General features: G+C 73.2%; 10 protein-coding genes and 1 pseudogene. All 11 read left to right on the forward strand.

Going from position 1 to position 9,873, the window contains the following annotated elements; translation table 11 throughout:
• Positions 1-207: pseudogene (locus tag ABTY20_RS33805) on the forward strand (ABC transporter permease); the annotation flags it as partial.
• The gene (locus ABTY20_RS33810) at positions 200-976 is read left to right on the forward strand and encodes an ABC transporter ATP-binding protein (RefSeq protein ID WP_352000969.1); all 777 of its coding nucleotides are present in this window, start codon (positions 200-202) and stop codon (positions 974-976) included. The pseudogene ABTY20_RS33805 and the gene ABTY20_RS33810, both read left to right, overlap by 8 nt.
• A 357-nt stretch (positions 977-1,333) precedes the next feature.
• Complete coding sequence (gene hpnC, locus ABTY20_RS33815) at positions 1,334-2,245, forward strand: squalene synthase HpnC (RefSeq protein WP_352000970.1); 912 nt, start codon at positions 1,334-1,336, stop codon at positions 2,243-2,245.
• Entirely contained in the window at positions 2,242-3,192 is a 951-nt protein-coding gene (gene hpnD, locus ABTY20_RS33820; protein ID WP_352000971.1) for a presqualene diphosphate synthase HpnD, read from the forward strand. The genes hpnC and hpnD overlap by 4 nt, the downstream gene beginning before the upstream one ends.
• Complete coding sequence (locus ABTY20_RS33825) at positions 3,192-3,317, forward strand: DUF6380 family protein (RefSeq protein ID WP_352000972.1); 126 nt, start codon at positions 3,192-3,194, stop codon at positions 3,315-3,317. The genes hpnD and ABTY20_RS33825 overlap by 1 nt, the downstream gene beginning before the upstream one ends.
• A complete protein-coding gene (hpnE, locus tag ABTY20_RS33830; protein ID WP_352000973.1) occupies positions 3,314-4,741 on the forward strand; it encodes a hydroxysqualene dehydroxylase HpnE in 1,428 nt (475 codons plus the stop codon). Before ABTY20_RS33825 ends, hpnE begins: the two co-directional genes overlap by 4 nt.
• A gap of 71 nt (positions 4,742-4,812) precedes the next feature.
• Complete coding sequence (locus ABTY20_RS33835) at positions 4,813-5,877, forward strand: polyprenyl synthetase family protein (protein WP_352000977.1); 1,065 nt, start codon at positions 4,813-4,815, stop codon at positions 5,875-5,877.
• A gap of 117 nt (positions 5,878-5,994) precedes the next feature.
• Positions 5,995-8,034: a squalene--hopene cyclase gene (shc, locus tag ABTY20_RS33840; RefSeq protein ID WP_352000974.1), complete on the forward strand. Its 2,040-nt coding sequence runs from the start codon at positions 5,995-5,997 to the stop codon at positions 8,032-8,034.
• On the forward strand, positions 8,034-8,675 hold the full coding sequence (locus ABTY20_RS33845; RefSeq protein WP_352000975.1) for a phosphorylase family protein: 642 nt from the start codon (positions 8,034-8,036) through the stop codon (positions 8,673-8,675). The genes shc and ABTY20_RS33845 overlap by 1 nt, the downstream gene beginning before the upstream one ends.
• Before the next feature lie 5 nt (positions 8,676-8,680).
• Positions 8,681-9,703 carry an adenosyl-hopene transferase HpnH gene (hpnH, locus tag ABTY20_RS33850; protein WP_352000976.1) on the forward strand — a complete coding sequence of 341 codons (1,023 nt, stop codon included), beginning with the start codon at positions 8,681-8,683 and terminating at the stop codon, positions 9,701-9,703.
• 4 nt (positions 9,704-9,707) lie between these two features.
• The coding region (locus ABTY20_RS33855; protein ID WP_352000978.1) for a flavodoxin-dependent (E)-4-hydroxy-3-methylbut-2-enyl-diphosphate synthase at positions 9,708-9,873 on the forward strand (166 nt) is incomplete at its 3' end.

The following is a 9,873-nucleotide window of genomic DNA, read 5'->3' on the forward strand; positions in this document are numbered from 1 at the left end:
GACGTGCCCGCCTGGCTCGCCGACGTGCTGCAGTGGAACCCGGCCGCGATCTACATGGACCTGGTCCGCTTCGCGCTGATCGACGACTACGGCTCCGCGTACCTGCCCCCGCACGTGTGGGCGTTCGCGCTGAGCTGGGCCCTGCTGGCCGGCGTGGTCGGCTTCGTCTACTTCTGGAAGGCAGAGGAGAGGTACGGCCGTGGCTGACACCACCGACCGGAGGATCCCCACGGTCATCGCGGACGACCTGCACATCGTCTACCGCGTCAACGGCGCGCGGACCGGCAGGGGCAGCGCCACGGCGGCGCTCAGCCGCATCGTCAAGCGGGGCGAGGAGCGGGGCGTGCGCAAGGTGCACGCCGTGCGGGGCGTGTCCTTCGTGGCGTACCGGGGCGAGGCCATCGGCCTGATCGGTTCCAACGGCTCGGGCAAGTCGACCCTGCTGCGGGCCATCGCCGGACTGCTGCCGGCCGAGCGGGGCAAGGTCTACACCGACGGCCAGCCCTCCCTGCTCGGCGTCAACGCCGCCCTGATGAACGACCTGACGGGCGAACGGAACGTCATATTGGGCGGGCTCGCCATGGGCATGTCCCGTGAGCAGATCAAGGCCCGCTACCAGGAGATCGTCGACTTCTCCGGGATCAACGAGAAGGGCGACTTCATCACCCTGCCGATGCGCACCTACTCGTCCGGCATGGCGGCCCGGCTGCGGTTCTCCATCGCCGCCGCCAAGGACCACGACGTCCTGATGATCGACGAGGCGCTGGCCACCGGCGACCGCAAGTTCCAGAAGCGCTCCGAGGCGCGCATCCGGGAGCTGCGCAAGCAGGCGGGGACGGTGTTCCTGGTCAGCCACAACAACAAGTCGATCCGCGACACCTGCGACCGCGTGCTCTGGCTGGAGCGCGGGGAACTGCGCATGGACGGGCCCACCGACGAGGTGCTCAGGGAGTACGAGAAGTTCACCGGGAAGTAGCCCCCGGCCAGGAGGGCCCCGCCGGAACTGTCCGGTGGGGCCCGGCGTCTGCGAAGGAGACGTCAACTCCCGCCGCCGCGGGGAATCTTGACGCCGATCGGTGTGTTGTCGTGTGGCGGGGACCCCCGCCGTCGCACCCCGCGTTGTACAACGTAAGCTGTACCGGTCCCGAAAGGCGGCAATCAGGGCCATAATGCCCGACACCCTCCAACGGTGCCGCGTGGCGGGAACCTCGGCGGCGTGTCCGAAATAGTGCGTATTGGGTCAGCAGTGTAGAACGGGAGATGTGACGGCAATGGTTACGGAGACTCCCCGGCTGAACGCAGCGTGCGCCGTCCACGCCCCTGGCAGCCCGCGATGACGCCCGTGGCCGCGGCGCGCGCCGCCGACCCCGAGCGCGCCACCCTCGACAAGGCCGCCGCCGAGAACTTCCCCGTGGCACCCTTCTTCCTGCCCCGGTCCTGGCGCGACGACCTCATGGCGGTGTACGGGTTCGCCCGTCTGGTCGACGACATCGGCGACGGCGACCTGGCCCCCGGCGGCGCCGACGCACGTCTCCTCGGAGTCACCGGGGACGCGGCCGACGACCGCCTGGTGCTGCTGGACGCCTTCGAGGCGGACCTGCGCCGGGTGTTCGACCCGGCGGGCCCCGAACCGCGCCATCCGCTGCTGCGCCGGCTCCGGCCGACGGTCCGCCGCCACGCGCTGACCCCCGGCCCCTTCCTCGGGCTGATCGCCGCCAACCGCCAGGACCAGGTCGTCAAGCGCTACGAGACCTACGACGACCTGCTCGCCTACTGCGAGCTGTCGGCCAACCCCGTCGGCCGCCTCGTCCTCGCCGTCACCGGCGCCTCGACGCCCGAGCGGATCCGCCGCTCCGACGCGATCTGCACCGCCCTCCAGCTCGTCGAGCACCTCCAGGACGTCGCCGAGGACCTCGGCCGCGACCGCGTCTACCTGCCCGCCGCGGACATGAAGCGCTTCCACGTCCAGGAGAGGGACCTCGCCGCGCCCACCGCCGGGGCGTCGGTGCGCGCGCTGGTCGCGTACCAGGCCGAACGCGCCCGGGATCTGCTGAATGAGGGCGCCCCCCTGGTGGGTAGCGTCCAAGGCAGGCTCAGGCTGCTGCTCGCGGGGTTCGTGGCGGGAGGAAGGGCGGCCCTCCACGCGATCGCCGCCGCCGAATACGACGTACTTCCCGGCCCGCCCAAGCCCGGTACGGTCCAGTTGCTGCGCGAGGCGGGCGCGACTCTGCGAGGAAAGGGGTGATCCGGACCGTGGAGTCGCAACCGCCCGCGTCCGCACCGGTACTCGCCGCCTACAGCTACTGCGAGGCCGTCACCGGACAGCAGGCCCGCAACTTCGCCTACGGCATCCGGCTGCTGCCGGCGCCCAAGCGGCGCGCGATGTCGGCGCTGTACGCGTTCTCGCGGCGCGTCGACGACATCGGCGACGGCCTGCTGGAGAACGACGTCAAGGCGGCCCGGCTGGAGGACACCCGGGCGCTGCTCGCCCGGATCCGCGAGGGCGCGGTCGACGAGGACGACACCGACCCGGTCGCGGTCGCCCTCGCCCACGCCGCCGCGCACTTCCCGATCCCGCTCGGCGGTCTGGACGAACTCATCGACGGCGTCCAGATGGACGTCCGCGGCGAGACCTACGAGACCTGGGACGACCTCAAGGCCTACTGCCGCTGCGTCGCGGGCGCCATCGGGCGGCTCTCGCTCGGCGTGTTCGGCACCGCACCGGGCGCACGCGGCGCCGAGCGCGCCCCCGAGTACGCCGACACGCTCGGCCTCGCGCTCCAGCTCACCAACATCCTCCGGGACGTCCGCGAGGACGCCGAGGGCGGGCGCACCTACCTGCCCGCCGACGACCTCGCCAAGTTCGGCTGCTCGGCCGGGTTCGGCGGGCCGGCACCGGCGGAGGGCTCGGACTTCGCGGGCCTGGTGCACTTCGAAGCGCGCAGGGCCCGCGCCCTGTTCGCCGAGGGCTACCGGCTGCTCCCCCTGCTCGACCGGCGCAGCGGCGCCTGCGTCGCCGCCATGGCCGGAATCTACCGCCGGCTCCTGGACCGCATCGAGCGCGACCCCGGGGCGGTCCTGCGCGGCCGGGTCTCCCTGCCCGGACGCGAGAAGGCCTACGTCGCGGTGCGCGGCCTGTCCGGCCTGGACACCCGGCACGTGACCCGGCGGGCCGTCAGGAGGCGCGCCTGATGGACATCCCGCTCCCCGGCGGAAGAGGGCGGGCAACCCTCCGCCGCGACGCCGCGTCCCCTACCGAGACGGCGGGGCCCGCACCGTTCGAGCGGCGCACCGGCCGGTCGGAGGAGGACGCATGAGCCACGGCACACGCTCCGGGGGCCCCCTCGCGGACGACCCCGTTCCGGCGGGACGGCACGCCGTCGTCGTCGGCGGCGGACTGGCCGGCGTCACCGCCGCGCTGGCGCTCGCCGACGCCGGGGTCGGCGTCACCCTGCTGGAAGGCAGGCCACGCCTGGGCGGCCTCGCCTTCTCCTTCCGGCGCGGCGACCTGACCGTCGACAACGGCCAGCACGTGTACCTGCGCTGCTGCACCGCCTACCGCTGGTTCCTCGACCGGATCGACGGCGCGGCGCTGGCGCCGCTGCAGGACCGGCTCGACGTGCCCGTGCTCGACGTCGCGCGTCCCGAGGGGCGACGGCTCGGCCGACTGCGGCGCGACGCGCTGCCGGTGCCCCTGCACCTGGCGCGCGGCCTCGCCGCGTATCCGCACCTGTCGCTCGCCGACCGGGCCAGGACGGTCCGGGCCGCGCTCGCGCTGAAGGGCCTCGACCCCGCCGATCCGCTCCTGGACACCCAGGACTTCGGCAGCTGGCTGGCCGCGCACGGCCAGTCGGCGCGCGCCGTCGAGGCCCTGTGGGACCTGATCGGGGTCGCCACCCTCAACGCGGTCGCGGGCGACACGTCCCTGGCGCTCGCCGCGATGGTGTTCAGGACCGGTCTGCTGTCCGACCCCTCGGCGGCCGACATCGGCTGGGCCCGGGTGCCACTGGGTGAGCTGCACGACCGGCTCGCCCGCAGGGCGCTCGACTCCGCGGGCGTGCGCACCGAGCTCCGCGCACGGGTCGGCTCCGTCTCCGCGGACGGGGACGGGGGATGGAGCGTCCGGATCCCCGGCGAGACGATCCGGGCGGACGCGGTCGTCCTCGCCGTACCCCAGCGCGAGGCGTACGACCTGCTGCCCGCGGGCGCGCTCGACGCCCCCGAGCGGCTGCTCGCCCTCGGTACCGCGCCGATCCTCAACGTGCACGTCGTCTACGACCGCAAGGTGCTCGCACGGCCCTTCTTCGCCGCCCTCGGCACCCCCGTGCAGTGGGTCTTCGACCGCACCGAGGCCTCCGGCCTGAAGCGCGGCCAGTACCTGGCGCTGTCCCAGTCGGTCGCCCAGGACGACATCGAGCTGCCGGTCGCCGCGCTGCGCGAACGCTACCTGCCCGAACTGGAGCGGCTGCTGCCCCGCACCCGCGACGCCCGGGTCGAGGACTTCTTCGTCACCCGGGAGCGCGCCGCCACGTTCGCTCCCGCCCCCGGCGTCGGACGCCTCAGGCCCGGCGCCCGCACCGAGGCACCCGGCCTGTACCTGGCCGGAGCGTGGACCGCCACCGGGTGGCCCGCGACCATGGAGGGTGCGGTCCGCAGCGGCGTCGGCGCGGCGGACGCCGCGCTGGGCGCCCTCGGCCGGCCCCGCCCCCGCCACCTCTTCGCACGCGAGGAGGCGGCCTGATGCTGCAACGGAGCGGCGCGGCAGGTTCCCGCACCCCCGGTACCGCGACAAGAGGAGAGACTGTGCCCCCTGTGCCCCCGGCCCCGCAGGCCGTTCGAAGGACCGCGGTGGACGTGTCCGCGCTCCTGGAGCGCGGGCGGACCCTGGCCACGCCGGTACTGCGGGCGGCCGTCGACCGCCTGGCACCTCCCATGGACACGGTCGCCGCGTACCACTTCGGCTGGATCGACGCCCAGGGCCGGCCCGCGGACGGCGACGGCGGAAAGGCCGTGCGCCCCGCCCTCGCCGTGCTCTCCGCCGAGGTCACCGGGGCCGCCCCGCAGACCGGGGTCCCCGGCGCGGTCGCCGTCGAACTGGTCCACAACTTCTCCCTGCTGCACGACGACCTGATGGACGGCGACGAGCAGCGCCGGCACCGCGACACCGTCTGGAAGGTGCACGGTCCCGCCCAGGCCATCCTGGTCGGCGACGCCCTGTTCGCCCTGGCCAACGAGGTGCTGCTGGAACTCGGCACCGTCGAGGCCGGCCGCGCCGCCCGCCGGCTGACCAAGGCGAGCCGCGCGCTCATCGACGGCCAGGCCCAGGACATCTCCTACGAACACCGCGACCGCGTCAGCGTCGAGGAGTGCCTGGAGATGGAGGGCAACAAGACCGGCGCCCTGCTCGCCTGCGCCAGTTCCATCGGTGCGGTGCTCGGCGGCGCGGACGACCGCACCGCCGACGCGCTGGAGACGTACGGCTACCGCCTCGGCCTCGCCTTCCAGGCCGTCGACGACCTCCTCGGCATCTGGGGCGACCCGGAGGCCACCGGCAAGCAGACCTGGAGCGACCTGCGCCAGCGCAAGAAGTCCCTCCCGGTCGTGGCCGCGCTCGCGGCGGGCGGCCACGCCTCCGAGCGGCTCGGCGAGATCCTCGCCGCCGACGCCAAGAGCAGCGACTCCGCGAACTTCTCCGAGGAGGAGTTCGCGGCCCGTGCCGCCCTCATCGAGGAGGCCGGCGGCCGCGACTGGACCGCCGAAGAGGCACGCCGTCAGCACACCATCGCCATCGAGGCCCTGCACGCCGTGGACATGCCCGCCCCGGTGCGGGAACGGTTCACGGCGCTCGCGGACTTCGTCGTCGTACGAAAGAGATGATCACTATCGGTCGAATAGCCCTCGCGTAGTCGCCGGCCGGCGCCCAGGGGAGAACGGCACCGGCCGACGGCGGACCCACAGCAGACACCACTCGCAGGACTGCACGAAGGGGAAGCCATGACAGCGACGACCGACGGAAGCACCGGGGCGGCGTGGCCGCCCGCGGTGGCCGCGGCCAGCGAAAACGACACCGACATCCCCGAGGCGGCCGGGGTTCCCGACATCGCCGCCCGTGCCGTGCGGCGCGCCACCGACTTCCTGCTGTCCCGGCAGGACGACCAGGGCTGGTGGAAGGGCGACCTCGAGACCAACGTCACGATGGACGCCGAGGACCTGCTGCTGCGCCAGTTCCTCGGCATCCGCGACGAGGACACCACCCGCGCCGCCGCCCTGTTCATCCGCGGGGAGCAGCGCGAGGACGGCACCTGGGCCACCTTCCACGGAGGCCCCGGCGACCTCTCCGCCACCGTCGAGGCGTACGTCGCGCTGCGGCTGGCCGGCGATCCGCCCGACGCCCCGCACATGGCGAAGGCCTCCGCCTGGGTCCGCGGGCGGGGCGGCATCGCCGCCTCCCGCGTCTTCACCCGGATCTGGCTGGCCCTGTTCGGCTGGTGGAAGTGGGAGGACCTGCCCGAACTCCCGCCCGAGCTGATCTGGTTCCCGTCCTGGGTGCCGCTCAACATCTACGACTTCGGCTGCTGGGCCCGGCAGACCATCGTGCCGCTGACGATCGTCTCCGCCGAGCGGCCGGTGCGCCCCGCCCCGTTCCCGCTGGACGAGCTGCACACCGACCCGCGCCGGCCCAGTCCTCCCCGGCCGCTCGCCCCGGCGAACAGCTGGGACGGGGTCTTCCAGCGGCTGGACAAGGCCCTGCACAGACTGCGCGGAGCGGTCCCGCGCCGGGTGCGCAGAGCGGCCATGAACACCGCAGCCCGCTGGATCATCGAGCGGCAGGAGAACGACGGCTGCTGGGGCGGCATCCAGCCCCCGGCCGTGTACTCGGTCATCGCCCTGCACCTGCTCGGCTACGACCTGAGCCATCCGGTGATGCGCGCCGGCCTGGAGTCGCTGGACCGGTTCGCCGTGTGGCGCGAGGACGGGGCCCGGATGATCGAGGCCTGCCAGTCCCCGGTGTGGGACACCTGCCTCGCCACCATCGCGCTGGCCGACGCCGGTCTGCCCGCCGACCACCCGCAACTGGTCAAGGCCGCCGACTGGATGCTCGGCGAGCAGGTCGTGCGGCCCGGCGACTGGTCCGTGCGCCGGCCCCATCTGCCGCCCGGCGGGTGGGCGTTCGAGTTCCACAACGACAACTACCCCGACATCGACGACACCGCCGAGGTGATCCTCGCGCTGCGCCGGGTCAGACACCACGACCCCGAGCGGCTGGACAACGCCGTCGGGCGCGGCGTCCGCTGGAGCCTCGGCATGCAGTCGAGGAACGGCGCCTGGGGGGCGTTCGACGTCGACAACACCAGCCCGTTCCCCAACCGGCTGCCGTTCTGCGACTTCGGGGAGGTCATCGACCCGCCGTCGGCCGATGTCACCGCACACGTCGTGGAGATGCTCGCCGTCGAGGGCCTCGCCCACGATCCGCGCACCCGGCGCGGCATCCAGTGGCTGCTCGCCCAGCAGGAACCGGACGGCTCCTGGTTCGGGCGGTGGGGCGTCAACTACCTCTACGGCACCGGCTCCGTCGTCCCCGCGCTGACCGCCGCCGGGTTCCCCGCCTCGCACCCGGCGATCCGGCGGGCCGTGGCCTGGCTGGAGAAGGTGCAGAACGACGACGGCGGCTGGGGCGAGGACCTGCGGTCCTACCGTCACGCCCGGGAATGGGCCGGCCGTGGCGCCTCCACCGCCTCGCAGACCGCCTGGGCGCTGATGGCGCTGCTCGCGGCGGGGGAGAGGGGGTCCAAGTCCGTCGAACGCGGCATCGAGTGGCTGGCGGCCACCCAGCGCGAGGACGGCTCCTGGGACGAGCCGTACTTCACCGGCACGGGATTCCCCTGGGACTTCTCCATCAACTACCACCTCTACCGGCAGGTCTTCCCGCTCACCGCGCTCGGCCGGTACGTGCACGGGGAGCCCCCCGCCGCGAAACCGGTCGGGGTGAAGGGCGGGACCGGGCAGCCGCTCGCCGAGGCGAAGGGGAGCTGATGAACCCCCGGCCCGCCCCGCCCCCGCTGCTGATCGCCTGCGCGCTCGGCATCGAGCGGTTCGCCCTGCGCGGGCGGGAGGGCGGGGGCGCGGGCGGGCCGGTCACCGTCCTGCGGACCGGGATGGGCCCGGCGGCGGCCGAGCGCTCCGTCACCCGGGTGCTCGCCGAGGAGGCCCTGCGCGGGGCGGCCGTCCTCGCCACCGGCTTCTGCGCGGGGCTCGCCCCCGGGATGCACCCCGGCGACCTGGTCGTCGCCGAGGAGACCCGGGACCCGCGCGGCAGCGTCCCGTGCGCGGGGACCGAACTGCTGGTGAAGGAGCTGGGACGGGCGGTGCCCGGGCGCGCCGTCCACACCGGTCCGCTCACCGGTTCCGACCACGTCGTCCGCGGTCACGAACGGTCCGCCCTGCTCGCGACCGGCGCGATCGCGGTCGACATGGAGTCGGCGGCCACGCTCCTGAGCGCCGTCCGGGTGGCCGAGCGCCCGGTTGCGGCCGTCCGGGTGGTCGTGGACGCTCCTGAACACGAGCTCGTCCGCATCGGCACGGTCCGCGGTGGAATATCGGCTTTCCGTGTCCTTCGTTCCGTACTTCCGGCTTTCTATGAATGGCACCGTTCCTTGCCGCTCCCCAGGAGGTGAGCCAGATGGCCATGCCGCTGCGTCAGTCCATCAAGGTCGCTACATACTTGGCCGAACAGAAGCTCCGCGGGCGGGACAAGTTCCCGCTGATCGTCGAACTGGAACCGCTCTTCGCCTGCAACCTCAAGTGCGAGGGGTGCGGCAAGATCCAGCACCCGGCCGGGGTGCTCAAGCAGCGGATGCCCGTCGCGCAGGCCGTGGGCGCGGTCCTGGAGTCCGGGGCGCCCATGGTGTCGATCGCCGGCGGCGAGCCCCTGATGCACCCGCAGATCGACGAGATCGTGCGCCAGCTGGTGGCCAGACGGAAGTACGTCTTCCTGTGCACCAACGCGCTGCTCCTGCGCAAGAAGATGGACAGGTTCGCCCCGTCGCCCTACTTCGCGTTCGCCGTGCACATCGACGGCCTGCGGGAGCGGCACGACGAGTCCGTGGCCAAGGAGGGCGTGTTCGACGAGGCCGTGGCGGCCATCAAGGAGGCCAAGCGGCGCGGCTTCCGGGTCACCACCAACTCGACCTTCTTCAACACCGACACCCCGCAGACCGTCGTCGAGGTGCTCGACTACCTCAACGACGACCTCGGGGTCGACGAGATGATGATCTCGCCCGCCTACGCCTACGAGAAGGCCCCCGACCAGGAGCACTTCCTGGGCGTGGAGCAGACCCGGGAGCTGTTCAGGAAGGCCTTCGCGGGCGGCAACCGGCGCCGCTGGCGGCTGAACCACTCCCCGCTGTTCCTGGACTTCCTGGAGGGCAGGGTCGACTTCCCGTGCACCGCGTGGGCGATCCCGAACTACTCCCTCTTCGGCTGGCAGCGTCCCTGCTACCTGATGAGCGACGGCTACGTGCCGACGTACCGGGAGCTCGTCGAGGACACCGACTGGGACAAGTACGGCCGCGGCAAGGACCCGCGCTGCGCCAACTGCATGGCGCACTGCGGCTACGAGCCCACCGCCGTCCTCGCCACCATGGGATCGCTGAAGGAGTCGCTGCGCGCCCTGCGCGAGACGGTCTCCGGGAACCGGGAGTGAGGCCGTGACCGCCCTCCCGCTCGGGATGCCCGAGGTGCCCGCACCGCCGCTCGCCGAGCGCCGGAGGAGTCGGCGGATCCAGGTCGGGTCGGTGGCGGTGGGCGGGGACGCCCCGGTGTCCGTGCAGTCGATGACGACCACGCGCACCTCCGACATCGGCGCCACCCTGC

The sequence above is a fragment of the Streptomyces sp. NPDC126497 genome, assembly GCF_040302425.1.
Taxonomy (GTDB): domain Bacteria; phylum Actinomycetota; class Actinomycetes; order Streptomycetales; family Streptomycetaceae; genus Streptomyces.